The sequence below is a fragment of the Erythrobacter colymbi genome (genome assembly GCF_002155685.1).
In the GTDB taxonomy this organism is placed as follows: domain Bacteria; phylum Pseudomonadota; class Alphaproteobacteria; order Sphingomonadales; family Sphingomonadaceae; genus Erythrobacter; species Erythrobacter colymbi.
Window position 1 is genome coordinate 56,920 of record NZ_MUYK01000005.1, and the last position, 26,391, is coordinate 83,310.

The window sequence follows — 26,391 nt, forward strand, 5'->3', positions numbered from 1 at the left end:
GTGAAGAGCATCAAATCGCCCCTCTCCGCGAATTGAACCCGAAGGAAAATGAATCTGCTCCGCCTAGCCATTCTTGACGCCATGCCGACCTGCCACACCAGCACCGGAGCGAAGCGATGAGCGATGCCATCTCGCCCGCCCGCTCGCTGGTGATCAAGGCCAAGGGCGGGCTTGGCAATCGCATGCTTTCGGCGATTACCGGGCTTGTGCTTGCCGACCTCACTGGCCGGAAACCCTATATCGACTGGCGCGACGGAATGTACCTGGCGCCCGGCGAGAACCTCTATCCCGCACTGTTCGATGCCAGCTGGATGGAAGACGTATCGCAGCTCGATCACGAGACGGATGTGGCCCCGTCCCTGTGGTCCGGACGGCTCGCCGAGCACCCGGTCGACGTGATCCGGCGCCATTTTCCGAAGCAGCATCAGGACCCGCTGCTCTACCGCAAGCTGTCGATCGATTTCGCCCCTTCGAAGCAGCAGGAAAAGGTCGGGGTGTTCTGGTCGTACCTGCCCAAATTGCTGCGTCTGAAGGGGCGCATGTCGCGCGATCCGCGGTTCAAGGGCAAGTCGCTCGACCGGATCACGCAGGATTATCTGGCGCGCTATTTCCAGCCGGCTCCGGATGTGGCTGCGCGCGTCGATGCGGTGTTCGACCAGCTCGCCAAGCCGGTGATCGGCGTCCATATCCGCTTCACCGACCGCAAGGTGCCGCTCGACCGGATCATCCGCGAGCTCGACAAGCTGCAGCGCTCCATGCCCGACGCGGCGATCTTCCTCGCAACCGACAGCGGGCTGGCCCAGGATGCGATCCTTCAGCGGTTCAGCAATGTCGTGATGATCGAGAAGGTGCTTTCGCAGTCGGACATGGCATTGCATTTCTCGAGCGAGACTTTTGTCGATCCCCTCGACGAGGCCCGCAACGCGCTGGCGGACATGATGGCGCTCGCGCGCTGCGACTGGCTGCTGCACAGCCGCCACTCGACCTTCTCGGTCAGCGCGGCACTGATCGGCGACATCCCCGCAAGCCGGCAAGTCGACATCGCACGATTCGATCCGGTCGTACGGACCAAGCAATTTTTCCAGGCACGAATTTGAGGGCGAAGGAGCAAACCATGATTAACGCTCGAAGCATCGGGAAACGCGTCATTCCTAACGGCCCCCTGCGCAGACAGGCAAAAATACTGTGGGATGAGGCAAAAGTTTTTCGCGACCGGCGAGCCTTTGGCCGTGCCAACAAGGGTGTATCCTATGTTGATCTTTCAAAAGATCAAATTAAGCAAATTCAGAGCCAGGGATACTTCGGCCAGATCTGCCAAGATTACTTTCTCGATTTTCTCTTTCCATACGAAAAGGGGGTATTTCTAGATATCGGAGCGAATAAGCCCGATTCCATTAGTAATACCCTGTTCTTTGAAAAGAAAGGCTGGACTGGCTACGCTTTCGATCCGATCAGATCCTTTAAGGAACTATGGAAGTCGCGGCCCAACACCGTGTTCATTAATGCGGGGGTCAGCAAATCATACGGTGTTCAGGCTTTCGTAGAAATCCAACCCAAGGAAGGCTGGGAGCACGCGCTCTCAGGCTTCAAGGAATATGTCCGCGCCGAGGATATGCGAGACTACGACTATGTCGAATACGAGATCGAATGCGGGCCAGTATCTCACTTCATCGACGCAAACGTCAGGTTTGATTTCGTGTCAATCGATGTTGAGGGAGCCGAAGATCTCATCTTAAGCAGCATCGATTTCGACACGAACCCGCCGCGTGCTATCGTGCTCGAGAACAATCACGAAATAGGCGGCACACAACGGTACCGCGACCTTCTAGCCAGTAAGGGTTACAGGATTTTGCTTCGGATCAATGCATCGGATGATATTTTTGTGCATTCGAGCCATGAGGTACCGGAAAAATTCAATGAAGTGCTTTCTCAGTATTCCTAAGCAATAGGAATTCTTCGAAGGCCAAAGCTCAATTCAAGCCGCCTAATCGCCACAATTTTAGGGAATTTTTCTCGGGGAGACTTTGGTGCCCGCTGAGCAGGTTTACAAGAAAAGTCCCGGCCGCCTCGCTCGAGGTCTTAGAGCTGTGTTCTCGCTCTTCGACCCGCGGGCGTGGCTGCATCTCGTGAAGATCGTAAACTACTACAATTATTCCCACGTCACGCCGTCGCGGCGCGTGACCTTTGCCGGTGTGCGCAATGTCAGCCCGGACGCGGTGTTCCAGAACCCGGAACGCATCGCCATCGGGCACCGGGTACGGATCGGGTCGCGTTGCCACATCTGGGCTGGCCCGGGAAATGGCCGGATCATCATCGGCGACGATGTGCTGTTCGGACCAGAGGTCATGCTTACGGCTGCGACCTATCGTCACGATCTCGGCCATCCCGTCACCGAGCAGCCAATGGCCGAAGCCGACATTGTGATCGGCAATGATGTCTGGCTGGCGACCAGGGCCATTGTCTTGCCGGGAACGCGCCTCGGCGCTGGCTGCATCGTCGCCGCCGGAGCCGTGGTGCGGGGCGAATTTCCGCCGATGAGCATCATTGCCGGGTCGCCTGCCCGCATCGTCAGCCAGCGCGTGATTGTCGAGGACAACAGTCGCAGTTAGCGATCCGGCTCCATTGTCCACGGTCTGGTCGCGTTGGCGCTCTACGGCGAAATCAGCAAGTTCTGGGAACCTCCGAAAGCGCGCTTCATCGTAGGTGCAGGGTCAAGCACCCAAGAGAAGATTGCGCTTTCCTACAGTAACCAATCTGGTTAGCTAAATCACTTCTTTAGCCAAAGAGGTGTGTGATGGATCAGTTCGAGAACTCCGGCGACAGCTTGATCGCTCCCGCGAAAGACGCGTTCGATATCGTCCCGAGCGACTCGACCCCGCTGCCTGTCGCCACCAAGGCCATCTATGTGGGAACCGGCGGCCATCTGGTTCTTCGCACAGTTGACGGCAAGACTGACATCAGGCTGGCAAACATCAGCAATGGGGCAATTCTGCCGATCCGGGTTTTGGCTGTGCGTCAGACCGGCACGACTGCGACTGACATCGTGGGGCTGATCTGATGCATCGACTGATGATTTCCATGTCCGAACCGGAACTCACCCGCAGGTCGTTCATGTTCGGTGCCACCGCGATTTCCGCGCTTGCTCTTGCAGGCATCGGCACGCCCGGCATCGCGCAAGGCTTCAGGGGATCGAGTGGCGTTACGGCCTATACCTCCACCGCGGGCCGCTTCCGGCGCACGGCGAGCGGATTCGTCCGCTGCGCCGCCAATGAAGAGCGACTGTGCTTCAACGCTGACGGCACGTTCCGGGGGCAATATCTGCAAGGGGCAGACACGTACAACTCGGCCCCGTGGGACAGCCGGACGGCGCCGCACACCGTCACCGATCCTGCCTACCTGTCGGGACAAAGCGGAACGCGAATCCGTTACGCCGGCGAGCATGCCGAAGCCGACCTGTTCGGAACGACGGGCGGCGGGGTGGTCATCCGTAACGAGATCACCAACCAGTTCCACATCGCGAGCAACATCGCCGCGACCGGCATCGCGGTGGGCGACCTGCTGCGCATCCATGCGATCGTCGCGATTTCCGGCGCGACCCAGGCAGGGCGCGTCGACATCGGCCTGCAAGGCAACCTCAACTTTGCCTTCACCTTCAATCACGACGCGGCCGGGGTGATCACGGGCTTCACCGAGAGCTGGAGCAACCGCCGCGCCGGGTTCGACGACATGGGCACCATCAATGGCAAGCGTTGGTGGTACCTGTGGGTCGATGTGAGAGCGGCCAACACCAGCAACGCGCCGCCCAGCATCGGGTTCGGCAATATCGCGGCTCAGACCGGCAAGAGCTATCACGTCTGCGAACTGATGGTTCAGCGCAATCCCGCGACCCCGCCCGCATCGGTGCCCGTCTGCGCGGTCAGCAAGACCTTCGCGGCAGACACGCTCAAGACCGATCTCAAGGACTGCGGCTATGTGATGAATGGTCTCGCGCTGGCCCGTTCGCAGATGACCGCAGGGGCGATCATCCCGCCGGCGATGCAGGTGGGAACGCCCTACGAACCGCTCGAGACTCTGATCCAGATTGTTCCGGGTGCAGAGGCGGCCGACCGGGCGGGGATCATGCCGAACCCCAACCAGCTGCTCTACGCACGCCCCTGGTCCAGTCCCGTCAACCATACCCTGACCTTCGGCCCCGGATGGTTCCCGCGCGACTGGCTGAAAGCCAACGCGGCGAGCGAGAACGCCACCAACGTCCGCGTGCAGAGCGTATTCCAGTCCCGCGAAGACCTGCGACCGATCCTCGGCAATGTCTCGACGTCGAGCACCTTCGTCGGCTCGATCGACATCGACGGCGTCATCATGATGGCGGGTGGAGACACGCGCACCAAGTACCACGAGCAGGCCGACATCCTCACGGGCACGGGCTCCAGCTTCCTGCTGATCGCGGCCGGGAACATTGCGGTCACCAACAGCCTCGTGTTGGGTTCGACCCTGTGGCCCACGCGTGCGCGCCATTCGATCCAGCAGGACGACACCGACGACAGGCGCGTGTTCATGGGCGAGCTGGCGCTCCAGACCACGGGCGGTACCCTGAGCCTGAAGGGCACCCGGACCCATGCGCTCGCCCGCACGGTGCTGAGCGGCACGTCGAGCACCACCAGCATCACCGCCAACACCGACCAGTTCTGCGCCACGCGGTTCTGGATGGACATGCTGTTCATCTCGCGCGGCACCTTCACTAGCTGGACCGCCAACCAGATGCTGGGAGCGCTCGCCACAGCGCGGCCGGACATGTTCTTCTGCCAGTCCGAGCGGCCCATCCGCGTATCGAACGACGCGGGCGCGACATGGGCCGACCTCTCGCCTGCCTTCGATCCGGCAACCCTGCCGCACGGCTTCCTCGGCCAGCACATCGGCACGTGGAACTTCGACACCGGCGTACTCAGCGGAGCGCCCGATCCCGCCCGCAGCCTGCGGGTGCGCTACTGGCAGCAATCCGGCATCGCCTCGCCGCAGGTCAACAAGCCCGGCTTCCAGTTCATCGCCTCGCAGATGAACATGGGCACCTGCACGCGCCTCCCGAATTCGGGCGACGTGTTCCGCATCAAGAACGGCTCGCAATGGATTGACGTCACCTACCAGGGCGGCGAATGGCGCAGCACGGGCTATGTCCGCTACACGGGCCTCACGGTCAACAATCCGGCCGTCATCACGACGCTCGTCTCCAACGATTTCGTCCAGATCAACCGCAACGATGTGACCGCCACCGGATCGAACATCTTCGACGGATGCGTGATGATCGGCCCCAAGGGCGCCTACTTCCTCACCGGCGACCCGTCACTCGGCGCGACCGGCAGCAACCTCGACAACTTCAGCGTGACCAACACCGTTGTCATCAGCGATGGCACCAACGGCCTGCGCTGGGACCACTCGCGCATCAATCCGGCCCGCTGCTTCGTGCAGAACGCGCTGTTCATCGAGGCGCGCTCGGACTTCACCTACAATGACGGGACAGGCTACTCGCTGACGATCGGCGGGGCCGGCATCCGGAACGTCCTGACCTTCGGCAACAATGTCACCGTGATGGGAAGCAAGATCGGCGGCGGCCTCGAGGCCTCGCAAGGCGGCGCCGTCTATGTTGGATCCGTGCGGACCATCACCGCGGGCCGCCGGAGCAATTACGATGCCTTCTCCGCCCCCGATCCGAAGTTCGAGCAATATCTGCGCGCCGACAACTTCGATGCCGTGCAGGGCCGCGCGCGGCTGCCGAGCATGGCGGGCCTATGGAGTTTCAACCTCACCGCCTTCGCCGACGACGACGCGGGCTTCGGCGCGCGGGCGATCATCACCGCCGCCAAGGGCGAGCATGGCCGGTGGAATGCCGTGATCGACGAGATCATGACGCACTACCACCGCACCCCCGACCGCGTCGTGAGCATCACGAGCGGGGTGCCGGTGGGAACCGTGCTCGCCTCCAACGTCACCGCGGACAGGTTCCACCCCCGCTACGGCGGCCATATCGAGGGCTATTTCAGCATCGTCGGCAACCAGTTGCAGGTCGCCAGACCCCTGACCGGCCTGGACCGCATCTTCATCCTGCGCGGCGCCAACAACGAGATGTCCGTGATCGACGTGCGACCGTAGCGCTGAGGACTAGCGCCGTTGCAGCGCGGGCCGCACTGGAACGGGGGGCACCACAAACTGCGGCCGCCGCTGCATCTGAGGAACAAGGGCCATAGCAAGGCTAACGGTAATGCCGAGCAGCATATAGTACCACACCTGGACCGACAGCCAGACAGCCACCGACACAAGGCCCAGCCCGAAGATGGCCATGGCGATGGCCACGCCTCTTTCGGTCTGCTGGTCCGCACCTGTCGACGACATGGACTTCTTCATCAGAAGGAGGATTGCCATCACGGTCGCGAAACTGAGTAGCACACTCGGCAGGATTCCGAACCGCATCGCGGTGAGCAACCAGTAGTTATCGACCGAGGATGTCATCCAAGCGGGCCGATCCCAATCGCCGTATCCGAGGCCAAACCAGGGGTGGCGGCGGACATTCTGGGTGCCGTAATTCCAAATATTGATGCGCTGATAGCCGGTGTTTGTGTCCAGAGAGGTGAACCGGACCAAGAGCCCGAAAGTTCCGGCCTTGGTTCCGAGTTCGCCCACGAATACGAAGATCGCAGCCACCAGAAAGAAGGCGCGCCATGAAAGGTTGGCTATCTGCTGTGTAAGCCAGTTGTAGACCAGCAGGGCTCCGGCACCAAAAAGCGACAAAAACGCCGCAGAACTGACGGAAAAGAAGCTCCCGAATGCTGCGATGGCACCCACGGCTCTCACCCATCCCTTGAAACCGGAAAGCCAGTAGAGCGAGAGAAAGCTACCGAGAAAAATCCCGGCCGAGATCGGATGTGCGAAAGGGCCTTGCGCGCGCATCAGACCCATTCGTGGCGATGAGAGATACACGAACGGCTTGCCGGTCAGCTTGCTGAAAAACGGCTGAATCAGGTGCGTGAAGGTCACCGCTTCGATCATCACGATGATTGCGGTGATCAATACGCCTGGAAGAATGAGAATGAGGAATCGGCGAAAGTCCTGCAGGTCGCGGAACGCCATGCGGGCGAAGAAATAGGCCAAGCCGATGTCGGCTGTGTGCGCCACGCTCGCGGTCACGGCCACCTTGGTGGTCGACGTGATCGACATGGCAATGCAGATCCACACGATCGACAGGAGAATGCAGAAGTCCGGCAGACTGGGGCGCAAACGTCCGCGCGCCGTGGTTCCCAGCACGTAAAGCGACGCGCCGATCAGGAAGAACCGGTACGGCGGAATAACCGACTCCGCGATCGTGACGTTGAGCTGCGGCGGGAGCAGCAGCAGGTATCCGAGAATGGCTGCGAAATAGACCGGCAAGGGTGAGGTGCGGGGCGCCGCGAGGGCTGCTCTGGGCACCGGTTGCCGACGGAATTGCAGGGTGGATTCCATGCCGCAGGGTCTATACCGCAGTTGCACAACATACTAGGGGCTAAGTGCGCGAGAGCGCAGCCCGGGGCGCAACCAGGTCAGGGTAGGCGGTCTGCGGAACGTCGGCTCCATTCATAGGCAAACGCATGTTCATCGCGCAGCGCGTTATCTCTCCCCGAATCAAGCTCCTGTTCGATCTGCTCATCGGGCTGTTCATGCGCGGCGGCGGTGCCGTGGCGAGTTTCATCGTCACCTGGCTGATCGCGCGGCAGTTCGGCGCGGGCGTAGTCGGCCAGTACCAGATTGGGCTGACCACGGCGACGCTGGGCGCGGTGCTGGCGACGCTGGGTCTCCACCTTGTGCTGATCCGCGAAGCCGGGCGTCTGATCACCTCCGGCGCTTATGGAGATCTCGCCGCCACCTACATGGCTTGCCGGAGATATATGCTCGTCGCAGGCATAGCTTTCTGCACGATCGTGCTCGGAGGCGCCGCCATACTGGAAGAGACTGGCATCGCCCCGTCATCAACAATCCCGTTCGTTTTCATCTTCGCACCCCTGATCGCGATCCTCGCCTGGATGCGGCTCAACAACGATCTGTTGCGGTCCTTGGGAGATGTATGGCGATCCCAGTTGCTCGAGGGCGTGTTTTACTCGGGCCTAACGGCGATTGTTCTGCTGGTGCTATGGCTCGGCAATGTCACTTATCCGCCCGCACTGATCGCGGCGATCTACGTGGCGAGTGCGGTGCTGGCGCTGTTCTTCAGCTCGCGGATCATGACCGGACACCTCGCCACCTGGGGGGACGGCGTCCCGCAAATCGGCAAGTGGCAGGGCCTTGTCGCGGTCGCCCCCAATGTCATTCTGACCGCGGCCGACTGGACCGTGCTGCTGATCGTGGGCGCTTTCCTCAGCATCGAGGACGCGGGCGTGTACCGGACGCTGGTGATGTACAGCGCGCTGATCGTGATGATCTCGACATCGTTCGACATCATGGCCGGCCCGCATCTGGCCAAGGCGCGGGCCAATCACGATCGCAAGCAGTTCTTCTCGTCGGTCAACTCCGCGAGCGCGCTCGGCCTGCTGGTGGCATCGCCACTCGTCCTGATCGCGGTATTCTTCCCGAGCCCCGTGCTGAGCCTGTTCGGCCCCGACTTCGTCCGCGGCGCGACCGCGCTGGGCATCCTGTCGGTGGCGCAGCTGATCCGCGTCGTCGTCGGCCCGGCGGCGCCCGCGATGGTGATGCTCCACAAGGAGAAGCCGGTGCTCTACATCGAGATCATCGCCGCGCTTGCCTCGATCCCGCTGGCCTTGGTGCTGGTGCAGCACCTCGGCCTGATGGGCCCTCCGATCGCGGTTCTGACCGCGAGTATCCTGCGCGGCACCTACACCCGCTGGGCGCTGGCACGAGCCTGGCCCGCCTCGGACTGACAACCCCGCGCCCGTAAGGGCTGGCGGGGTTGCGCCCCCTCTAGCGCAGCTTGCCGACCATGCGGACCACCGCCGGCGGCAGCCAGTCGCGCAGGTTTTCGGTGACGCGGAGCTTGAGATCGACCTTGTCGGTCGAACCCGGACGCGCCTTGAAGTTGGTGGTCCGGTCCGGCTGGTCGTTCAGCGTCGCCGCCGAGGTGTAGTAGTAGGTCGCGATCGAGCGGCGCGAAATGCCGTCGGGCGTGTTGAGCGGATCGGGATGGCCGTGCCAGCTGTCGAGATCGGTGTTGAACACCACGCAGCGGCCGATCACCGGCGCAACCTTGCGCTCCATGCGCTTCATGTTCTTCGACCACAGCTCAAGATGGCCGCCATATTCGTCCTGCCAGTCCTCGTTGAGATAGACGAGCAGGTTGAGGCGGCGGCGCACGTTCATGATCTTGTGGCGATTGAAGTCGGCATGCACCCCGAGGTGCCCACCGCGCAGGGTCTCGTGCAGCCCACCCCCGGTGAAATAGGGATCCGCGATCAGTCCTTCGATCCCCGTCATGGCTGAAAGAAACTTGAGAAACGGCTCGCTGTTGAGCGCGAAGAACAGGTTGCGCGTCAGGTCGCAGGACACGGCTTCGGGCATGAACTGGTACTTGAGGTTTTCCTGGTCGCGCTTGAAGGACACCGCCTTCTCGCGCGGCGGGAAATTGCGCGCGACTTCGCGCAACATGTCGACCGACAGGAAGTCGTCGATCGCGATGTGCGGGAAAGGCTGGGCCGACTGGTACTCGGCAGCGAACCGCTTACCCTGTTCGATGCACTGCTCTTCGGAAAATCTCGGGCTTCCCGGAGTTCCGACATTTTCGAGGATCGCCATGGCTCATGCCCTCCGCTGGCTGGTTTCTGAAAAAGAAAGGGTACTCCGGACCTTCGGGCGCCTATCCGACGCTCCGCGCACGGTTATGTTCTAGCGCGTCAACAAACCAGGCATAGGTCTGCGCAATACCTTCTTGCAGGTCGATCGATGGACGCCAGCCCAGCGCTGTCAATTTCGCGGTATCCAGCAGCTTGCGCGGCGTGCCGTCAGGCTTGGTCAGGTCATGGACGATCTCGCCTTCGAAGCCGACAATCTGGTTGACCAGACGCGTCAGTTCGAGGATCGAGATATCCTCGCCGCAACCAAGATTCACGTGATCGTGACCCGAATAATTCTGCAACAGGAAGATGCAGGCATCGGCAAGATCGTCGACATGCAGGAACTCGCGCCGAGGCGTGCCGGTCCCCCACATGATCATGCTGGTATCGCCCCGCAGCTTGGCCTCGTGGGCCTTGCGGATCAGCGCGGGAAGGACGTGGCTTGACGTCAGGCTGAAGTTGTCGCCCGGTCCATAAAGATTTGTGGGCATCGCCGAAATGAAATCGCGGCCATGCTGCTTGCGGTAGGCCTGTGCGAGCTTGATCCCGGCGATCTTGGCGATGGCGTACCACTCGTTGGTCGGCTCGAGGCTGCCGGTCAGCAAGGCATCTTCCGTCATCGGCTGCGCCGCAAACTTGGGATAGATGCACGAAGAACCGAGGAACAGCAGCTTTTCCGTATCGTACCGGAAAGCTGCCTCGATAAGGTTGGCCTCGATCATGAGGTTGTCATAGAGGAAATCGGCCGGCTGGGTGTCGTTGGCGAGAATGCCCCCCACCTTTGCCGCTGCGACCACGACTACATCCGGGCGGTGGTTTGCAAACCAGCCACGCGTGGCCGCCTGGTCCATCAGATCGAGCTCGCTGCGGGGCGCGGTCAGGATTTCGCAATCCTCGCGCTCGAGACGACGCACGATCGACGAACCCGCCATGCCGCGGTGCCCCGCTACAAAGACCCGCTTGCCCGCAAGGCTGTATGATGTCTCGCCGGCCATGATCTACAGGATCACGCTCGCCGTGGGCATCCGCATCATTTCAAGGTCGGCACGCACCATCTCGCGCGCCAGATCGCGCGCGCTGGTCTCGTGCTTCCAACCCAGCTTCTGGTTGGCCTTGGTCGGATCGCCAAGCAGGAGGTCAACCTCGGTGGGCCGGAAATAGGCGGGATCAACCTCGACCAGGCAACGCCCGTCGATCGTGCTGTAACCCTTTTCGTCGATGCCTTCGCCGCGGAATTCGAGCGGGATTCCGACATCCTCGAACGCCCAAAGCACAAAGTCGCGGACGGCAGTCGTCTCGCCCGTCGCCAGAACGTAGTCGTCAGGCTCGTCCTGCTGCATCATCATCCACATGCCCTGGACATATTCCTTGGCGTGGCCCCAGTCGCGCTTGGCGTCGAGATTGCCCAGGTAAAGCTTGTCCTGCTTGCCGAGCGAGATAGCAGCAGCTCCGCGGGTGATCTTGCGGGTGACGAAAGTCTCGCCACGCAGCGGGCTTTCGTGATTGAACAGGATCCCGTTCGAGGCATGCATGCCATAGGCCTCGCGGTAGTTCACTGTGATCCAGAAGGCATAGAGCTTGGCCGCAGCGTAGGGGCTGCGGGGATAGAAAGGTGTCGTCTCGCGTTGCGGCACTTCCTGAACAAGGCCGTAAAGCTCCGAGGTCGACGCCTGGTAGAAACGGGTCTTCTTTTCGAGACCCAGAATCCTGATCGCCTCGAGAATTCTCAAAGTCCCGATTGCGTCGGCGTTCGCCGTGTATTCGGGCGTCTCGAAGCTCACCGCAACGTGGCTCTGGGCGGCGAGGTTGTAGATCTCGTCGGGCTGCACTTCCTGCACGATGCGGATGAGGTTCGTGCTGTCGGTGAGATCGCCGTAGTGCAGCACGAATTTCTGTTCGGTTTCATGCGGGTCTTGATAGATGTCCTCGATCCGCCCCGTGTTGAACGACGACGAGCGGCGCTTCACACCGTGCACCTCGTAACCCTTTTCCAGCAGCAAGCGGGAAAGATAGGCCCCGTCCTGCCCTGTCGCTCCGGTGATCAGTGCTTTCTTGCCCATGCCTATGTTCGCCTTTGTCTCGTATCTTGCCTGTGTGCCCACTCGGAAAAGCCCGAGCGGACAGAAGTCTTTCTGATGCTGCGACGCCTGCTTGAAGAACAGTTACAGCAAATTTTGTGCAACGCAGCAATTCTATCGTGTTTTTTCGTCTTTGCCATGCGCCAACAGAGCCTGCCACCAGCTTTCATGGTCGAGATACCAGCGCAGCGTCTGGCGCAGGCCGTCTTCGAATTCGTGTGCGGGTGCGTAGCCGAGCTCGGCGCGGGCCTTGGTCTCGTCGATGGCGTAGCGGCGGTCGTGACCGGCGCGGTCGGTGACGAAGGTCTTGAGGCTTGCGGTCGGCTCGCCCTTGGCGGCGGGCGCATCGGGGTAGCGTTGGGCAAGGCCGTCGATCTCGGCAAAGGCCCGGTCGACCTCGGCGCAGATCGTGTCGATCACGGTCATGTTGGGCAGCTCTGCCCCGCCGCCGATATTGTAGGTTTCGCCCGGCTGGCCGTTGGCGAGGCAGGCCTCGATCCCGCGGCAATGGTCTTCGACATGCAGCCAGTCGCGCACGTTCATCCCGTCGCCGTAGATCGGGAGGTTCCGCCCATGAAGCGCGTTGAGCAGGAACAGCGGGATCAGCTTTTCGGGATACTGGTAGGGCCCGTAATTGTTCGAGCAGTTGCTGGTCGTGACCTCGAGCCCGAAGGTGTGGTGATAGGCGCGCACCAGATGGTCGGATGCCGCCTTGCTCGCCGAATAGGGCGAGTTGGGGGCGTAGGGCGTGGTCTCGCTGAACGCCGGATCGTTGGGCCCGAGCGAGCCGAACACCTCGTCAGTCGAGATGTGGTGAAAGCGGTGGGGCACGCCGCTGCCCGAAAGCCACACCGCGCGCGCGGCCTTCAGAAGGCTGTTGGTGCCCAGGATGTTGGTGTCGATGAAGGCGTCGGGGCCGCTGATCGAACGGTCGACGTGGCTTTCGGCGGCGAAGTGCACCAGCGTGTCGATCGCATGGTCGCGCAGCAATTGCTCGACCAGCGCGGTATCGCGGATATCGCCCTCGACGAGCTCGGCACGGCTGCCCTCGAGCGTCGAGCGGTTGCCGGCATAGGTCAGCGCGTCGAGCACGATTACCGTGTCGCCGGGATGCTGCGCATTCCAGTAATGCACGAAATTGCCGCCGATGAAGCCGGCGCCTCCGGTGACGAGCAGATTAGCCAAGCTTCGCTTCCTCTTCGAGCATCAGTCGCAGGTTCTCGCGCCAATGCACGGCACGGTCGCCCAGTAGGGCCCGGGTCGCGCTGCAATCGAGCAGCGAGAACGCCGGGCGCCGCGCGGGGGTGGGATATTCGGCGGTGGTGATCGCGTGGATCACCGGGATGCGCGGGATGAGGCCCAGCGCGTGAGCTTCCTCGGCGATGGCAACGGCGAATTCGTGCCAGGTGGCGACACCGTCGTCGCAGTGGTGGAAGGTGCCGCTCGCGCCCTTCTCGACCAGCGCCCAGATCGTGCGGGCAAGCCCGGTCGCCCAAGTCGGCGCACCGGTCTGGTCGGCGACCACGCGCAGCTCGTCACGCTCTTTCATCAGGCGGATCATGGTGCGCACGAAGTTCGCTCCGCCCGCCTCGTAGACCCATGCGGTGCGCACCAGCAGGTCCTGGGGACGCAGTTTATCCTCGCCCTCGGCCTTGGTTCGCCCATACGCAGACAGGGGATTGCGCGGGCTTGACGGGGCGTAGGCCGTGCTTGACCCCCCGTCGAACACGAAATCGGTCGACACATGGACGACTTTTCCGCCCGTTTCGGCCATCGCTTCGACCATCGTGGCGACAGCACCGGCGTTGATGGCGCGTGCGAGTTCTTCCTCGCTCTCGGCCCTGTCGACCGCGGTGTAGGCCGCCGCATTGATAATGATTTCAGGGGCTTCGACGACAAGCCGGGCGCGCAGCATCGGCGCGTCGGTGAGGTCGCAATCGTCGACGTCGATCGCGTTGATATCGGCCCAGGCAGGGGCGAGCTTCTGCAAGGCACCGCCCAGCTGCCCGTTCGCCCCGGTGATCAGCACTCTCACAAGGCCGCCTTTCGCGTTGAACTACAATTGGTTGCAAACTGCATCACGTTCGGACCACCCCTCATCGCCGCAGCACGGCACGCTTGAGCGCCGCCTTCCAGCTTTCGTTGAGACGGATTTCGCGCCCCGCCTGGAAGAACCGCCCCTGCGGCCCGTCCCGCCCACACTCGATCAGCGGCAACAGCGCCGGGAAGATCGCTTCGGGATCGTTCCCGTGCTCGCTCATGGCGGTCCGGGTCGCGCCGGGATTGAATTCGTTGATGAGGACATTCGGATAGCGATCGCGGTCGATCTCTCCGGCAATCCCGCGGACCAGCGAGTGCAACGCGCCCTTGGAGACTGAATAGGCCAGCGAACCGGGCAGCGGGTTGAGATCGGCGAGCGAACCCATCACGACCACCCGCCCGTCGTTGCGCTCCAGCATCCCGGGCAGCACCGCACGCACCGCATTGGCCACACCGACCACATTAATGCGCAGCACCTCGTCGAGATGGTCGGCGGTCTGGTCGAGGAAGAAGGCCTTGGGATAGACCGCAGCCGCAGCGACCAGCGCGTCGACGGGGCCCAGCGCCTTGGCGGCGTCCGCGAATGCGGACTTGCACGCGGCATCGTCCGCCATGTCCGCCGCACAGGTAAAGACCTGCGGGCCGAGCGCGGTAAGCTGTTCCAGTGCGGCGCGGTTGCGGCCGATTGCGGTGACGCGATAGCCCGCTTCATGGAACTGGCGCACCAGCGCTCCGCCAATGCCGCCAGTGGCACCGGTAACCGCGACATGGCGTGCCTTCGCGGATGCTTCAGTCATGCAGCGACGCTCCCATGGTGGACGGCGGACAGAAGGCTCATGGCTTGCCCGTCCCGCCGATGATGGCATCTGCAACGCGCAAGGCGTGGGCGGCAACCGTAAGCGCGGGGTTTATGCCGAGACTTGAGGGGAATGCCGACGCATCTGCGACGAACAGCCCCGGCTGGTCCCAGACCTCGCCATTCTTGTCGACCACCGAGTGATCGGGCGACGAGCCCATCCGGCAGGTTCCCATCGGATGGCCGTAATTCGGCTCGCCCGCCGGCAGCGCGAAACGGACCGGAAGAGGAGCGAAAGCCTCCCGCGCGAGCTCGCGGAAGCGCTTGACCCGCTGCACCAGTTCGGGGCGCGGATGATAGGTGATGCCGATGCGCTGCACACCGTCCGTGCCGGTCACGGTGGTGACCCGGCTGTCGTAATAGGGAAGGTCCTGAATCGGCGCGAAGTAGAGTTCGGAACCGGCAAGGACGCGGGCGGCCACTTCGGCCGCAGGGCGCATCACGAGCTTGCCGAGGTTGCCGAAATCCACCCCCGCCTCACGCGCGGCGCTCGTGAGGAACTGGGAAATCATGCCCGGCTTCAGCACGAGGCCCATCGACTGGCACTCGGCCAGCGGCATGGGGCCGTCGAAATAGTGGTCGCGGAATGCGATGACCTTGCGCGGGCCATAAAGCGCCGCGGGATCGGGCACAGTGACGGCCAGAAGCTCGTTGGCATGGAACATCAGCCCCCGCCCCACCAGATCGGGGGTCGCGCCGTTCCAGATCTGCGCCGAGGCTTCGAGCAGGCGCGGGGTGTTCAGCGCGCCCGCCGCCATCACCACGTGACGCGCGCTGCTGGACTGGACGGCGCCCGTGCGATCGGTCCAGCAGACATCCCAGCCTGCATCGCCGCGGCGGGCGATCTGCTGAACCGCGGCGCCGGCTGTGAACGTGATCCGGGCCTGCCGCGCGAGCGCAGGCTCGAGCGCGCGGTTGAATCCGTGCGCCTTGCAGTCGCGCGCGCAGGCACTGCCCTGGCACTCGGAACAGCCGGGCTTGTACGCGATCGCGGTATGCATCCGGAACGGATGCCGGCCGCTGGCCTTCAGCCGCTCCATCATGAGCGCGTGGCCGGCCGAAAGCGGCGGGGGTGGAGCGAGGTCCGCGTCGTCCTCGGGATCGAGCGGATCGCGCGTGCCGACAGGCTGCAGCAGCCGCTCGGCGCGGCGATAGGCTTCGAGGAACTCATCGTAAGCGACGGGCCAGGCATTGGGCAGAGCGGCCTCGGAACCGCCATTCCACGCCGAGGGCTGGAAATCCTCTTCGAAATCCCGGCGTGCCCCGCGACCGAGCGCCGCGCCGTAGACCCGGCCCGACCCGCCCGGCCCGACCCCGATCACGCAGTTGGTCTGCCGGTATTTCCCGCCTTCGCGGCGGCGGAGCATCACGTCCTCGCTCCAGCGCTCGCCGCTATCGGCGATCCCGAGGCCAAGCGCGCGCTGGACGAGGCTGCGGGGCGGCTGTGGTGCCGGGATGCCCGTGCCGAGCTCGAGCGCGAGCACCCGCATGCCGGCATCCCCACAGGAGCCGGCGACCACCGACCCGGCCATGCCCGTCCCGACAACGATGACGTCGAATATGTCGCCCGAGGTCATGGCGCGCGCCGCCCCTTGACTTGGACGCGCATGCCGCGCTGCGCGCACAAGCGCGCAAATGCCTCGGCGGGGGCGCTCATGGGAACGTCGGCACCTCGGCCAGCGACAAGCCCTTGCGGTCCTTCTCCGACAAGGCGATCGCCATGTCCCCGATGGGCCATTCGATCCCGAGCGCCGGATCGTCCCATGCGAGCGTATGCTCGGACTGGGGCGCATAGGGCGCGGTGCATTTGTAGAGGAAGTCCGTATCGTCCTCGAGCGTAAGGAAGCCGTGAGCAAAGCCTTCCGGCACCCAGAACATCCGCTTGTTGTCCGCGCTCAGCTCGACCCCCGCCCACTGGCCGAAGGTCGGCGAACTGCGGCGCAGATCGACCGCGACATCGAACACCGCGCCGCGCGTCACCCGCACCAGCTTGCCCTGCGGTCCGGGGTTCTGGAGATGTAGCCCCCGCAGCACGCCCTTCTGCGAGCGGCTGTGGTTGTCCTGCACGAAGGCAAGATCGAGACCGGCCGCTGCGAAAGCGCCGGCATTCCATGTTTCCATGAAGAACCCGCGCGCATCGCCGAAAACGCGCGGCTCGATGATCAGGGCACCCTCAAGCGCGGTCGGGATGACGTTCACGGCAGCACCGGGCTTTCGAGCAGCTTGATCAGATATTCGCCATAGCCCGACTTGCGCAGCGGCTCGGCGATCTCGCGCAGGCGTTCGCTAGTGATGAAGCCCTGACGCCAGGCGATTTCTTCGGGGCAGGAGATCTTGAGGCCCTGCCGTTCCTCGGTGATCCGCACATAGGTTGCCGCATCGAGGAGCGAGGCATGGGTGCCGGTGTCCAGCCAGGCGTAACCGCGCCCCATGATCTCGACCGACATCGCTCCCTCGTCGAGGTAGAGCCTGTTGAGATCGGTGATCTCCAGCTCGCCGCGGGCCGAGGGCTTGAGATCGCGCGCACGGTCGGCAACTGTCTCGTCGTAGAAATAGAGCCCGGTCACCGCATAGTTGGACTTGGGAACCTGGGGCTTTTCTTCGATCGAGACGGCTTTGCCCGAAGCATCGAATTCGACCACGCCAAAGGCCTGCGGATCGCTCACGCGATAGGCGAAGACCGATGCCCCGGAGGTCCGGGCGTTCGCGCGTTGCAGCAGTTCCGGCAGGCCGTGGCCATAAAAGATATTGTCGCCAAGGATCAGCGCGCTCGGCCGCCCGCGCACGAAATCCGCGCCGATGTGGAAGGCTTGCGCCAGCCCTTCGGGACGGGGCTGCACCGCGTAGGTGAGGCTGACGCCGAAATCGCTGCCGTCACCCAGCACGCGCTGGAACTGGCCAGCGTCCTCGGGTGTGGTGATGATCAGGATCTCGCGGATGCCCGCCAGCATCAGGGTGCTGAGCGGATAGTAGATCATCGGCTTGTCGAAGATCGGCATGAGCTGCTTCGATACGCCGCGGGTCAGCGGGTAGAGCCGGGTGCCGGAGCCGCCAGCCAGAATGATGCCGCGCCTGTTCGTATCGACTGTCATGGCCAAAGCCTTACCACCCCCACTTGTGTACCTGCCACGACCGCTCGCTGCATTGCAGCATCGGGCAGCAAGGTCAACCGCACCAGCGAACAAAATGCCACTAGCCAAGGCCCGGGAATTGCCGCAAGGAAGACCCGTGCAATCGCGAGAGGCGACACAGCGTTTGGTAAGCGATGATACCCTCGTCGCCGTTGATCGGTTCCTTGGCGACTGCATCCGGCAAACCTTGCGCGGCGAACCCATTCCGGAATGGCCGTTCGGCTCGGACAAGGCGAGGTTGGCTTACGGCTTTTCGCCGACGGACGAGGCGGCGTTCGAGGCTCTGGTCGCGGCCAGAACCGACTTTCACGGGATCGGACTGACGCTCGTTGCGAGCCCGGGCAAGCTGGCCGACTGGCCTGCCGTGCCCGCCGAAGCGCTGCGTGCGGCATCGCGGAACCAGAGCTTCTGGGAGCTGGGGCACCGCGACGTTGCCGCCCGCTTGATCGACACCCTCACCGCAGCCGGAGCCGAGGTCCTGGTGACCAAGGGAACCGCGCTCGCATATTCGGTCTACAAGACACCGGCCGAACGGCGGCGGGGCGACAGCGATCTTCTGGTCCGCGGGTTGCCGCGCAGCACGGTCCGGAAGCTGATGAAGGCGAACGGATTTCGTCCGGTGGCCGATGCGCGGCCCTTTCAGGAAACCTGGTGCGCCACCTGCCCTATGGGCTTCCTGCACATGTTCGACATCCACTGGCGGATCAACGCGAGCGCTGCGGTGGCGGAGCGGCTTGAACGCGGCGGGATCGGCAGCCGATCGATCGCGCTGCCTAGGCTTGCGCAGTCCGCCCGCGGGATCGCACCGACCGACAACCTGATCCTGATCGCGGTCAACCGGGCGCTTCACCGCAAGTACGGCTACCAAGCGGGCGAGGACAAAGCCTTCGATCAGGAGCGTCTGATCTGGGCGCTCGATGTGTCGCTGCTCACCCGCGGGTTCACCGAGGCGGACTGGACGCAGCTGCTGGCCACCGTCGGGGAAAGCGGCACCGCTCCTCTGGTGCGCGCCCTGCTCGATTTCGGCCGGAGCGCAATCGGCATGGCTATTCCCGACGAGGTGACCGAAGGTCTGGCGCAGCTTGAAGGGGATCCGGTCGTGCTCGCCTGCACCGCCGATGTGCCGGGGTTTTCGCGCACGCGCCTCGATCTTGCCGCAAGCGACACGCTGGCGGACAAGCTGCGGGTCATCGGTTATGCGCTCGTGCCGAATGCGGACGCGCTGCACGAGCGCTATCCGCACCTGTCCCACTGGCCGACAGCCCTGCTCCATGCCCGCCGGATTTCGGGCGCGGTGTCGGGACTGCTTCTGGGCCGGTCCTGACGAATGGGGCTGACATTCCTCCTGCACTGGGCGCGGCCCTATCGCGGGGCGCTTGCCCTCATCAGCGCGCTTTCGCTGCTGGGTTCGATCGCGACACTGGCGCTGCCGTGGCTTGCGGCCCAGATCGCCGCGGGGATCGCCGGAGATGCGACGGTCAACCTCGCCCGGACGCTTGCGCTGCTGGGCGCCGCACTGGTCGCGCTGACGGCGCTCAACATCCTCGTGGCGGTCTATTCCGCCGACGCGTCGGGGCGGATTCTCGCCGGGCTGCGGGCCGAGGCCTATGACCATGTCCAAAGCCTGCCGATCTCCTATCATGACAGTCACCGCACCGGCGATCTGATGTCGCTGATCAGCTGGGAGGTGCAGAACCTCAGCGCGTTCCTGACGGCAACACTCGCCCAGCTGCCGGCGACCCTGATGACCGCGGGCGGGACCGTGATCCTGCTGTTCCTGATCGACCCGCGCCTTGCCCTTGTGGTGCCCGTTCTGGTGCCGCTCTTCTACATCGCGATACGGCTGTTGCGACGGCGGCTGCGCGAGCTGGGTCGTGCGGTGCGCGAGGCGGAGGCGGCCGTGTTCTATACCGCCGACAACGACCTCATGATGCTTCCGGCGATCAAGTCCTACGCGGCCGAGACGTTTCACCGGGAGCGCTATGTCGCCGCGATCGAGAAGGCCCGCCAACTCCGGCTGATCGAGGCGCGCATCACCGCCTTCATCAGCCCGGTCGTGGCACTGGTGGCGGCGCTGGCAGCGCTCGGGCTGCTGCTGGCGGGGAGCTCCGGCGTGGCCGGTACGCAGGCCCGGAGCTCCGGGGAATTGTTCGCATTCCTCTTCTACACGGCCCTTTTGACCCGCCCTATGGGCAGTCTGGCAGGGCTCTACGGCAGTTATCAGGTGACCAAGGGGACGCTGACGCGGCTCGAGACCGTGCTGAAAATCCCCGCCGAGCCCGGTTACGCCGCAACCGGCACGGTGACGCGGGCGGCGGGCGGCATCGGCTTCGAAGGCATCGACTTCGCCTATCCGGGCCGCCCTCCCCTGCTGCACGAGTTCAACCTTTCGATCCGTCCGGGCGAGATCATTGCGCTGACGGGGGCCAACGGGGTCGGCAAGTCGACGCTCGTGAACCTTCTGCTGCGCTTCTACGAACCCGATGCGGGGCGCATCACGCTGGACGGGACCGACATCGCCGGGCTCGACGTCAAGGCGCTGCGGCGCCAGATCGGCTATGTGCCGCAGCGGCCCCTGCTGCTCGACGGGACGATCCTCGAGAACATCGCCTTCGGCATCGAGACCCCGGACGCCGCAGCCGTGGAGCGCGCCGCGCGGCTGGCGCAGGCGTGGGAGTTCATCACCGGCCTGCCCGAAGGCCTCTCCACGCGGATCGGGGATGACGGCGTGCGCCTGTCCGGCGGACAGCGCCAGCGCATCTCGCTCGCCCGGGCGCTGCTGCGCGATCCGCCGATCTACATCTTCGACGAAGCCACCAGCATGTACGACCTCGAAGGCGAAGCGGCCTTTGTCGAGGACTGCGTCAGGGTGCTTGAGGGGCGGACCGTGATCATCATCACCCACCGGCCGGCGAGTCTCGCGCTGGCGGACCGGATCATCGAGATGACCCCGGACGGCTGGACCGTGACCGAGGCCCGGCGCTGACATGAGCGGCATCTGCGCGAGCTTGCGGCTCGATGGCGGGCCGCAGCCGGGCGACACCCTTGTGCCGGTCCTAGCCGGCCTCGCGCGGCGCGGCCCTGACGGATCGCGGACGGCGAGTGACGGCCCCGTCGCGCTGGGACACGCGCTCAACGCAACTACGCCCGAGGCGCTGGCCGAGCCGATGCCCTTCCGCCACGCGGGGACGGGGTGCCTGATCACGGCGCACGCCCGGCTCGACAACCGCGCCGATCTGATCGCGATACTCGGAATCGATACGACAAGCCGCGTCGTGGGTGACGGCGAGCTGATCCTCGCCGCCTACCTCGCATGGGGACGCGACTGCCCCGCCCGCTTGCTGGGCGACTTCGCCTTCGTGCTGTGGGACCCGCGCCACCAACGGCTGTTTGCGGCGCGCGACAAGGTTGGGATGCGCCAGCTGATCTACCATTTCGCGCCCGGCAAGCTGTTCGCCTGCGCGAGCGATGTCGACGCCCTGCTCGCTCATCCCGATGTTCCGCGGCGCATCAACGAGGTGCGGATCGCCGACTTTCTGGAAGAGCTCGAAGCGGCCGATCTGACCTCAACCTTCTTCGAGGACGTCCATCGCCTGCCCCCCGCCCACGCGCTCAGCGTGGAGAACGGTATGCTGCGGATCTGGCGTTACTGGCAGCTCGAACCCGCGCCGGTCGTCCACCGCGCCAGCGATCGCGAATACGAGGAGGCCTTCCTTTCGGTCTTCACCGAAGCGGTGCGCGCAAGGCTGCGCACGCCGGACGGCACGCTCGGCTCGATGCTGTCGGGGGGCATGGATTCAGGCTCGGTCGTCGCCGTCGCCGCGCGTCTGCTGGCCGAGGCCGGAGCCCCTCCGCTCAGGACGTTCTCGGCGATCCACACGGATCCCGAATGTCTGGAAAGCCGCGCCATAGCTCTGGCCATGACCCAGCCCCACATCGCGCCCCACACGGTCTCCACCGGCGCGCCCGAGGAATTCCGCGACGAGGTCGCAGCGCTCACCCGCGAATGCGCCGATCCATTCGACGGGACCATGGCCGTGATCCGGGCGATCTATCTCAAGGCGCAGCGGGCCGGGGTCAGGGTCATGCTGGACGGCGTGGGCGGCGACACCACACTGAGCACGGGCAACATCGCGCTATGGCACCTCGAACACGGGCGCCTGCTCGCCGGCTGGCGGGAGACGCTCGGCGACGAGCGGTACTGGGGGGACAATATGCCCGCACGGCCGCAGTTCTACAGCCTCCTGCGCCAGCAATTCATGCCCGACGCCCTGCGCCGCCTGAAGCGGCGGCTCAGGCCCGCCCAGACCGCAGGCCATGCCACTAGCGAAGGGTTGGCGGATGCGGCGTTTGCCGAGCGGATCGGCCTTGCCGCCCGGCTGGAGCAGGACCGGGTTCACACCGCAACCGGCAATGATTCCTCCTCGGCCACCCGGGCCGCGAAGATGCTGCACCCCTTCCTTCATGCCGGGCGCGAGCGCTATGACCGGGTGGCGGCAGAATTCGCGATCGAGCCGCGCGATCCCTTTCTGGACGTACGGCTTCTGGAGTTCTGCCTGACGCTACCTGCCGACCGCATCAAGCGTGAGGGGTGGCCCAAACTGATCCTGCGCCGCGCGATGGAAGGGTACATGCCCGATGCGCTGCGCTGGCGCACGGGGCGCACCCATGTCGGCTTCAGGTTCAACGACATTTGCTCGCAGGCACTCTCAACCGCCACGCGTGTGTCTCTGGCGGGCGCTCTCGATGGCTACGTTAACCAAAGTAAACTTGCCGCTTTTGCTGCACTGCAGGTGGAAGATTCCGCACTTGCTTACATTCATAACCTAGGTTACCTCGGATCGTGGATTAACCGAAACGCATTCAGCGGCGCTTTTGATGGAGATTGACGTGGGACAGACCTTCAACCAGGCCAAGGCAACCTACTCGAAGCCGAACCTGTCGATCTACGGCGGCTTCGCTGATCTGACTGCCGCTGGCAGCACCGGTAACGTCGAAACCGGTCGCAGCGCTCAGGCGAACATGATCCGTCCCTGACGTTTCAAACGGTTGGTGCGCGTGCGTCACCTTATGTGATGACCATTGCCTCACCTGCCGAAATGATTGTTACACACGGCTGGTCGTTGCCTTCCTTCGGAAAGGCAGCGGCCTTTTCGTGTGTGAGTGATCTGGAATGCGCTGACTGCAGCGTTGATTACACCATCTCTATCGAGCCGGACGGGAGCCATCTCTGCCGATTCGGCGATTCGGCGACCTTCCGCGTGTGGCTCGGCGAACAGAAGGTCGAACTCCTTTCGTCCTCCACGCCCGGCGAAATCGCCACGCTCAACCACCTCCTCTACGACCAGCTCCTGCCGCGCCTGCTATCGGCATCCTGCGCGCTGGTGCTGCACGGGAGCGTGATCCGGATGGGTGGCTCGCTCGCCATATTCATCGGCGAGACGGGTGCGGGCAAATCGACCCTCGCGGCCAGCCTCAACGCCTGCGGACACGAGCTGCTGGGCGATGATGCAGTGAAGATCACGGCATCGGGCACCGCATTCGAGGGCACTTCGGTCTACCCCAGTCTCCGCCTCTATCCCGATTCGATCGCCAAAGTGCTCGAAGACGGGATCGGCACCGCGCCGATGGCGCATTATTCCTACAAGCGGCTTGTCACCGGCTTCAGGCACGCCTCGGGCGCGGACACGCCCTTACCGCTCGGGCAGATCTTCCTGCTCGCCGATGGCGAAGGCGTCAGCCTTAGGCGGCTGAGCGAGCGGGAGAGCTGCATGGCCATGGTCGACAATAGCTTCGCGCTCGACCCCGCAGACATCGGCGCCGCGAAAGAGCGCTTCCTTCAGGCCGTCAAGCTCGCCTCCGCCGTACCGGCCTATGAGCTGTGCTACCCGCACGACTATGATGTGCTGCCCGAGGTAATCCGCCAGATCGAAGCCTGCGTCGCGGGCAAGTCCGACGAGGCTTGCTGACCATGATCTGCCGGAGGGACAGGACCGCATGAGCATGCCGGCCGGATATAGCCTGCCGGGCTACGGCCAGATGGTCGAATGCGAGCCGCGCATGGGGGTCTATGCCGAAGCGCTGCGCCGCGCGATCACGCCGGGCTGCACGGTCATCGACCTTGGCGCCTCGTTCGGGGCCTTCGCGCTGCTCGCCTGCAAGTATGGCGCAGGCAGGGTCATCGCGATCGAGCCGGATCCGAGCATCGAGCTGATGATGCCGCTGGCGCAGGCCAATGGCTGTGCGGACCGGATCATGGTGGTCCGCGACATCTCGACCCGATACACCCCCGAAACCAGGGCGGACGTGATCGTCTCGGACTGCCGGGGCACCATGCCGCTGTTCCAGCACCATGTCGCCACGCTGGCCGATGCGCGTGCCCGACTGCTCGCTCCGGGCGGCACGCTGATGCCGATGCGGGACACGATCCAAGCCGCGCTGGTGCACTCGGCGAAGCTGGGCCGCAGCGTCACGCGTCCCTGGCTGGAGAACCGCTACGGCATGGACCTCGCCGCGGGTTACCGCTTTGCCGTGAACAGCTTCCAGAAGGCCTATCTCAAGCCCAAGGATCTGGTCTCCCAGCCCGTGCCGATCGCGGAGGTCGATTACCGCTCGATCACCGAACCCAACCTCGACACCAGCGTCACGCTGATCGCGGAGCGGAGCGGGCCGGTGCACGGCCTGCTGCTGTGGTTCGACGCCGAGATCGCCGAGGGTCTGGGCTATTCCAACGCCCCGGGCGCGCCCGAACTGGTGTACGGCCAGATGTTCCTGCCGCTCGACGGCGCGCCTACGCTGGCCGCCGGCGGCCATATCGCGCTGCGGTTTCGCGGGACACTGATCGACGGGCACTATGTCTGGAACTGGGACTGGCAGGCCTTCACCCCCGATGGAGAGTCCGCCGGGCGACCGGTGAGGCAGTCGACATTCCTGTCACAAATCCATTCCCCCAAGGCACTGGCGAGTGTATCGAATCAGCACATCCCGGTGTTGGATACCCGGATGATGCTGGATCGGGACTGTCTGGCGCTGGTCGGGGACGGATCGAGTCTGGACGCCATAGCCAAGACATTGCATGAGCGTCACCCGGAGCATTTGCCGACCTACAAGGCAGCGCTCGATCATGCATCACGATGTCTGGGTCGCTACAGCAGCTAGCGGAAGGGTGGAATGGCATCCCCCCTTCCCGTACCGCATGAGATAGCCGGAGGAATAAGAGTGTCCGATCTTCTCGAGTCACGGTGGCGCATCAGCGACCAGGCAATCGCCAATGCCGTCGCAGACGAGACCGTGATCCTGCATCTGGGAAATGGCACCTATTATGGCCTCGATCCCATCGGCGCACGCCTGTGGGATGCGCTGCAGGCTGGCGAAACGCCGGCCTCGATCTGTCCCGCCGTGCTCGATGCCTATGATGTCGAGGAAGCGCAGCTTCAGGCCGACCTGCGGGATCTTCTGGGCGATCTGGTCGCCAATGATCTGATCGAGCCGGCCTGACGAACGGCCGCTCTCCCGGCGCGATGCCAGCGACTCGCTATTCCCGGGCCGACAAGGCGCGCCTTGCGACCGAAGCGTTCCTCGCTCTCCTGTGGGCGCGTTTCATGCTGCAACGCACCACGCCAAGGGACGTGCTGCGCCTTAACCATGCGGCGAGCGACCGTGCCGCTTCCGGAGGATCCCGCGCCGATCCCGTGGCTGTCGCAGCAGGCTGCGAAGATGTCGTCTTCATCATCCCGCGTCTCGCCCCGCGTGTTCCCTGGCGCTCGGACTGCCTCGTGCAGGCCATGGCGGGGCAACGCATGCTGGCAAGGCGCGGCATTGCAGGGGACATCGCCGTCGGCACGACGAAGAACGCCGCCGGGGAATTCGAGGCCCACGCCTGGCTGAATGCCAGCGGACAGACCATTCTCGGCGGAGACGTGTCGCGATTCGAGCCCTTGCTGCGTTCGGACGGCGCGTGATGCGGGCCAGCCCCGCCAGCGATGCAAGTCATCTCTCCAGAAGCACAAAACAGCGCAAACACCGTTCATTTAGTATCTTCAGCTATCTAGAGGTTGCATTCGATGCTGCATTGCACTACGCAGTGTCCCTAGGGATTAGCTAAGAGGGCTTCAAAATGATCAAGACAATGACCCGCATGATGGCCGCCACTGCCGCGCTCGGCCTCGTTGCCGCGCCGATCATTGCCCATGCCAACACCCGCGCTGGTGACAGCAACTCGGTTTACAGCGCCAACTCGGCTCCGGGCCTCGGCCGCGCTGCCGCTGGCGAAGGCCAGGACGAAAACGACGGTGACACCGGCAGCCTGCTGCTCGGCGCTGGTGCCGTCACCCTGATCGTTGTTGGCGGTCTTATCGCGTTCGACGTGATCGGCGACGACAACGACTGCGCCTCGCCGGGCGCCTGCTGATCCCAGCGCAAAGCGCTCAATAGCAACGATTTTCAGGACGCCCGGTACGAAGTGCCGGGCGTTTTGCTGACTC

The 26,391-nt window shown here is 64.0% G+C and carries 25 protein-coding genes; 15 read left to right on the forward strand and 10 right to left on the reverse strand.

The window, feature by feature from the left end:
- The first annotated feature begins 116 nt into the window (after positions 1 to 116).
- From BZF57_RS12095 to BZF57_RS12115, 5 genes are all read left to right on the forward strand, one after another.
- Entirely contained in the window at positions 117 to 1,097 is a 981-nt protein-coding gene (locus tag BZF57_RS12095; RefSeq protein WP_086738191.1) for a nodulation protein NodZ, read from the forward strand.
- Between the two features lie 17 nt (positions 1,098 to 1,114).
- Entirely contained in the window at positions 1,115 to 1,942 is an 828-nt protein-coding gene (locus tag BZF57_RS12100) for an FkbM family methyltransferase (protein WP_086738193.1), read from the forward strand.
- 145 nt (positions 1,943 to 2,087) lie between these two features.
- Positions 2,088 to 2,609 carry an acyltransferase gene (locus tag BZF57_RS12105; protein ID WP_206073249.1) on the forward strand — a complete coding sequence of 174 codons (522 nt, stop codon included), beginning with the start codon at positions 2,088 to 2,090 and terminating at the stop codon, positions 2,607 to 2,609.
- Positions 2,610 to 2,794: 185 nt separating this feature from the next.
- The gene (locus BZF57_RS12110) at positions 2,795 to 3,058 is read left to right on the forward strand and encodes a spike base protein, RCAP_Rcc01079 family (protein WP_086738198.1); all 264 of its coding nucleotides are present in this window, start codon (positions 2,795 to 2,797) and stop codon (positions 3,056 to 3,058) included.
- A gap of 20 nt (positions 3,059 to 3,078) precedes the next feature.
- On the forward strand, positions 3,079 to 6,144 hold the full coding sequence (locus tag BZF57_RS12115; protein WP_143738488.1) for a hypothetical protein: 3,066 nt from the start codon (positions 3,079 to 3,081) through the stop codon (positions 6,142 to 6,144).
- A 9-nt stretch (positions 6,145 to 6,153) separates the two neighbouring features.
- On the opposite strand, the gene BZF57_RS12120 is transcribed toward BZF57_RS12115, so the two are convergent.
- Positions 6,154 to 7,488: an O-antigen ligase family protein gene (locus BZF57_RS12120; RefSeq protein ID WP_086738203.1), complete on the reverse strand. Its 1,335-nt coding sequence runs from the start codon at positions 7,486 to 7,488 to the stop codon at positions 6,154 to 6,156.
- Positions 7,489 to 7,613: 125 nt separating this feature from the next.
- Between BZF57_RS12120 and BZF57_RS12125 the strand changes: the two genes are divergently transcribed.
- On the forward strand, positions 7,614 to 8,897 hold the full coding sequence (locus BZF57_RS12125) for a lipopolysaccharide biosynthesis protein (protein WP_086738205.1): 1,284 nt from the start codon (positions 7,614 to 7,616) through the stop codon (positions 8,895 to 8,897).
- A 40-nt stretch (positions 8,898 to 8,937) separates the two neighbouring features.
- Here the strand turns inward: BZF57_RS12125 and BZF57_RS12130 are convergent, their stop codons facing one another.
- From BZF57_RS12130 to rfbA, 9 genes are all read right to left on the reverse strand, one after another.
- Positions 8,938 to 9,765: a 2OG-Fe(II) oxygenase gene (locus BZF57_RS12130; protein ID WP_086738207.1), complete on the reverse strand. Its 828-nt coding sequence runs from the start codon at positions 9,763 to 9,765 to the stop codon at positions 8,938 to 8,940.
- A 61-nt stretch (positions 9,766 to 9,826) separates the two neighbouring features.
- A complete protein-coding gene (fcl, locus tag BZF57_RS12135; protein ID WP_086738209.1) occupies positions 9,827 to 10,798 on the reverse strand; it encodes a GDP-L-fucose synthase in 972 nt (323 codons plus the stop codon).
- Between the two features lie 3 nt (positions 10,799 to 10,801).
- Positions 10,802 to 11,863, reverse strand: coding sequence for a GDP-mannose 4,6-dehydratase (gene gmd, locus BZF57_RS12140; RefSeq protein ID WP_086738211.1), 1,062 nt, complete (start codon positions 11,861 to 11,863; stop codon positions 10,802 to 10,804).
- A gap of 132 nt (positions 11,864 to 11,995) precedes the next feature.
- On the reverse strand, positions 11,996 to 13,066 hold the full coding sequence (rfbB, locus tag BZF57_RS12145; RefSeq protein WP_086738214.1) for a dTDP-glucose 4,6-dehydratase: 1,071 nt from the start codon (positions 13,064 to 13,066) through the stop codon (positions 11,996 to 11,998).
- Positions 13,059 to 13,916 (reverse strand): dTDP-4-dehydrorhamnose reductase, encoded by an 858-nt coding sequence (gene rfbD / locus BZF57_RS12150; RefSeq protein ID WP_086738216.1) that lies wholly within the window; start codon positions 13,914 to 13,916, stop codon positions 13,059 to 13,061. Before rfbD ends, rfbB begins: the two co-directional genes overlap by 8 nt.
- Before the next feature lie 61 nt (positions 13,917 to 13,977).
- Positions 13,978 to 14,718, reverse strand: coding sequence for an SDR family NAD(P)-dependent oxidoreductase (locus BZF57_RS12155; RefSeq protein ID WP_086738218.1), 741 nt, complete (start codon positions 14,716 to 14,718; stop codon positions 13,978 to 13,980).
- A gap of 37 nt (positions 14,719 to 14,755) precedes the next feature.
- Positions 14,756 to 16,354: a GMC oxidoreductase gene (locus tag BZF57_RS12160; RefSeq protein ID WP_086738220.1), complete on the reverse strand. Its 1,599-nt coding sequence runs from the start codon at positions 16,352 to 16,354 to the stop codon at positions 14,756 to 14,758.
- A 76-nt stretch (positions 16,355 to 16,430) separates the two neighbouring features.
- On the reverse strand, positions 16,431 to 16,976 hold the full coding sequence (gene rfbC, locus BZF57_RS12165; protein ID WP_086738222.1) for a dTDP-4-dehydrorhamnose 3,5-epimerase: 546 nt from the start codon (positions 16,974 to 16,976) through the stop codon (positions 16,431 to 16,433).
- Complete coding sequence (gene rfbA, locus BZF57_RS12170) at positions 16,973 to 17,869, reverse strand: glucose-1-phosphate thymidylyltransferase RfbA (RefSeq protein WP_086738224.1); 897 nt, start codon at positions 17,867 to 17,869, stop codon at positions 16,973 to 16,975. The genes rfbC and rfbA overlap by 4 nt, the downstream gene beginning before the upstream one ends.
- 226 nt (positions 17,870 to 18,095) lie before the next feature.
- Here rfbA and BZF57_RS12175 point away from each other — a divergent pair, with 226 nt between their 5' ends.
- From BZF57_RS12175 to BZF57_RS12210, 9 genes are all read left to right on the forward strand, one after another.
- Positions 18,096 to 19,232 carry a nucleotidyltransferase family protein gene (locus BZF57_RS12175; protein WP_162291001.1) on the forward strand — a complete coding sequence of 379 codons (1,137 nt, stop codon included), beginning with the start codon at positions 18,096 to 18,098 and terminating at the stop codon, positions 19,230 to 19,232.
- A 3-nt stretch (positions 19,233 to 19,235) separates the two neighbouring features.
- Positions 19,236 to 20,894 carry an ABC transporter ATP-binding protein gene (locus tag BZF57_RS12180; RefSeq protein WP_086738226.1) on the forward strand — a complete coding sequence of 553 codons (1,659 nt, stop codon included), beginning with the start codon at positions 19,236 to 19,238 and terminating at the stop codon, positions 20,892 to 20,894.
- 1 nt (position 20,895) lies between these two features.
- Positions 20,896 to 22,797 (forward strand): asparagine synthetase B family protein, encoded by a 1,902-nt coding sequence (locus BZF57_RS12185; protein ID WP_086738228.1) that lies wholly within the window; start codon positions 20,896 to 20,898, stop codon positions 22,795 to 22,797.
- Complete coding sequence (locus tag BZF57_RS21110) at positions 22,787 to 22,945, forward strand: hypothetical protein (RefSeq protein ID WP_156076252.1); 159 nt, start codon at positions 22,787 to 22,789, stop codon at positions 22,943 to 22,945. The genes BZF57_RS12185 and BZF57_RS21110 overlap by 11 nt, the downstream gene beginning before the upstream one ends.
- 122 nt (positions 22,946 to 23,067) lie before the next feature.
- Positions 23,068 to 23,877: a hypothetical protein gene (locus BZF57_RS12190; protein WP_086738230.1), complete on the forward strand. Its 810-nt coding sequence runs from the start codon at positions 23,068 to 23,070 to the stop codon at positions 23,875 to 23,877.
- A gap of 28 nt (positions 23,878 to 23,905) precedes the next feature.
- Positions 23,906 to 25,066, forward strand: coding sequence for a 50S ribosomal protein L11 methyltransferase (locus tag BZF57_RS12195; protein WP_086738232.1), 1,161 nt, complete (start codon positions 23,906 to 23,908; stop codon positions 25,064 to 25,066).
- A gap of 60 nt (positions 25,067 to 25,126) precedes the next feature.
- Positions 25,127 to 25,405 carry a PqqD family protein gene (locus tag BZF57_RS12200; RefSeq protein WP_162291002.1) on the forward strand — a complete coding sequence of 93 codons (279 nt, stop codon included), beginning with the start codon at positions 25,127 to 25,129 and terminating at the stop codon, positions 25,403 to 25,405.
- Positions 25,406 to 25,428: 23 nt separating this feature from the next.
- Complete coding sequence (locus BZF57_RS12205) at positions 25,429 to 25,869, forward strand: lasso peptide biosynthesis B2 protein (RefSeq protein WP_086738237.1); 441 nt, start codon at positions 25,429 to 25,431, stop codon at positions 25,867 to 25,869.
- A gap of 155 nt (positions 25,870 to 26,024) precedes the next feature.
- Positions 26,025 to 26,318: a hypothetical protein gene (locus tag BZF57_RS12210; RefSeq protein ID WP_143738489.1), complete on the forward strand. Its 294-nt coding sequence runs from the start codon at positions 26,025 to 26,027 to the stop codon at positions 26,316 to 26,318.
- Positions 26,319 to 26,391: the final 73 nt, after the last annotated feature.

Bases quoted from the DNA above. Each gene is read 5' to 3' on its own strand.
- BZF57_RS12095 (WP_086738191.1), top strand. From the start codon at position 117: ATGAGCGATGCCATCTCGCCCGCCCGCTCGCTGGTGATCAAGGCCAAG.
- BZF57_RS12100 (WP_086738193.1), top strand. From the start codon at position 1,115: ATGATTAACGCTCGAAGCATCGGGAAACGCGTCATTCCTAACGGCCCC.
- BZF57_RS12110 (WP_086738198.1), top strand. From the start codon at position 2,795: ATGGATCAGTTCGAGAACTCCGGCGACAGCTTGATCGCTCCCGCGAAA.
- BZF57_RS12115 (WP_143738488.1), top strand. From the start codon at position 3,079: ATGTCCGAACCGGAACTCACCCGCAGGTCGTTCATGTTCGGTGCCACC.
- BZF57_RS12120 (WP_086738203.1), bottom strand. From the start codon at position 7,488: ATGGAATCCACCCTGCAATTCCGTCGGCAACCGGTGCCCAGAGCAGCC.
- BZF57_RS12125 (WP_086738205.1), top strand. From the start codon at position 7,614: ATGTTCATCGCGCAGCGCGTTATCTCTCCCCGAATCAAGCTCCTGTTC.
- BZF57_RS12130 (WP_086738207.1), bottom strand. From the start codon at position 9,765: ATGGCGATCCTCGAAAATGTCGGAACTCCGGGAAGCCCGAGATTTTCC.
- fcl (WP_086738209.1), bottom strand. From the start codon at position 10,798: ATGGCCGGCGAGACATCATACAGCCTTGCGGGCAAGCGGGTCTTTGTA.
- gmd (WP_086738211.1), bottom strand. From the start codon at position 11,863: ATGGGCAAGAAAGCACTGATCACCGGAGCGACAGGGCAGGACGGGGCC.
- BZF57_RS12155 (WP_086738218.1), bottom strand. From the start codon at position 14,718: ATGACTGAAGCATCCGCGAAGGCACGCCATGTCGCGGTTACCGGTGCC.
- BZF57_RS12160 (WP_086738220.1), bottom strand. From the start codon at position 16,354: ATGACCTCGGGCGACATATTCGACGTCATCGTTGTCGGGACGGGCATG.
- rfbA (WP_086738224.1), bottom strand. From the start codon at position 17,869: ATGACAGTCGATACGAACAGGCGCGGCATCATTCTGGCTGGCGGCTCC.
- BZF57_RS12180 (WP_086738226.1), top strand. From the start codon at position 19,236: ATGGGGCTGACATTCCTCCTGCACTGGGCGCGGCCCTATCGCGGGGCG.
- BZF57_RS12185 (WP_086738228.1), top strand. From the start codon at position 20,896: ATGAGCGGCATCTGCGCGAGCTTGCGGCTCGATGGCGGGCCGCAGCCG.
- BZF57_RS21110 (WP_156076252.1), top strand. From the start codon at position 22,787: ATGGAGATTGACGTGGGACAGACCTTCAACCAGGCCAAGGCAACCTAC.
- BZF57_RS12195 (WP_086738232.1), top strand. From the start codon at position 23,906: ATGAGCATGCCGGCCGGATATAGCCTGCCGGGCTACGGCCAGATGGTC.
- BZF57_RS12205 (WP_086738237.1), top strand. From the start codon at position 25,429: ATGCCAGCGACTCGCTATTCCCGGGCCGACAAGGCGCGCCTTGCGACC.
- BZF57_RS12210 (WP_143738489.1), top strand. From the start codon at position 26,025: ATGATCAAGACAATGACCCGCATGATGGCCGCCACTGCCGCGCTCGGC.